This is a genomic window from Stenotrophomonas sp. INTA L402-1 (assembly GCF_059295135.1).
Window position 1 is genome coordinate 1 of record NZ_JCAFWP010000098.1, and the last position, 1,063, is coordinate 1,063.

Sequence of the window (1,063 nt, forward strand, 5' to 3'; positions counted from 1 at the left end):
GTTAGCTTTTTTGGGAGGGAATGGGGGTGTTGGTGTGTTTGTTTCCCCTGACGGGAATGACCCGGCCGGTGCGGGGGGGTTTCGTTGGGGGTTCTACCGGCGGCGCGTGTGTTTGTGCGGGCGGGGGGCCGGCAACCTCCTGTTGTATCGCGGAGGCCGGCCAGCGGCCGGCACTACCAATCCAATTCAAAGGACTGACATGATCCACCAGACTGAACTGAGCGACCTGCTGCCCGGCATGGTCGCCTTCCCCACCGATGTCTTCCCCGCCGACCAGGCCTGGCTCGGCCAGCACCTGCTGCCGCTGCTGAAGATCGACCTCGGCGTGCTGCGCCCGGAACTGGCCGGCCAGGTGGCAACGATGCTGTGCCCGATCGAGCCGTATGACGGCTGCATCGGCGAGACCACCGAAGAACACCACAACGATTTCATCGGCACCAACTGGATCGCTTTCGAACTGACCGCCGGCAACGAGATGCGCTTCCTCGGCAACGCGGGCTATTTCATCGGTGATGCGGTGCAGGACAAGGATGCGCAGGAGCACATCGTGCAGATGCGCGAGAGCTACGCCAAGGCCCGCGATTACCATGCCACGCATGGCCGTCTCGCCTGCTACTCGCGCTACGGCAAGGGTGAGGCCAGCGAGCGCGATTATCTGGATACGCTGGGCGGCCCCATCGGTTTCGGCAACTGGACCGAAACCGCAGAGATTCCCGCGGCATTCGAGCTGGGTTTCACCGAAGCTGCCGATGACCCCAACGCTGCGGACGATGCCGAAACAGTGATCATCACCCGCAATGGCAACAAATTCTTCGCCGTGGCCGACGTGGCCGGCTACAACTGGTGCGCCACCGGTGCCGATGCGATCGTGATGCTGTACGAGCCGGAAAGCCGCACGGTGCTGTTCTCGTTCGACTGGTCGTAAGCCCCCTGGTAGTGGCCGCGCCCGGGCGGCCCGTGGAGGCGTGGCCGGGCCCGCCCCGGCCCACCCCGAATGCCAGGCCGACCCCCCGGCACAAACCCTACGCCACCCAGCCCCACCGCGGCGCAGACCCACTCTGGC

1 protein-coding gene is annotated in these 1,063 nt (G+C 65.3%); it reads left to right on the forward strand.

The genetic code is table 11. The features are described 5' to 3' along the window. The first annotated feature begins 199 nt into the window (after nucleotides 1-199). Nucleotides 200-925 carry an enolase gene (locus AC5O77_RS21665; protein WP_478058467.1) on the forward strand — a complete coding sequence of 242 codons (726 nt, stop codon included), beginning with the start codon at nucleotides 200-202 and terminating at the stop codon, nucleotides 923-925. The last annotated feature ends 138 nt before the right edge of the window (nucleotides 926-1,063 follow it).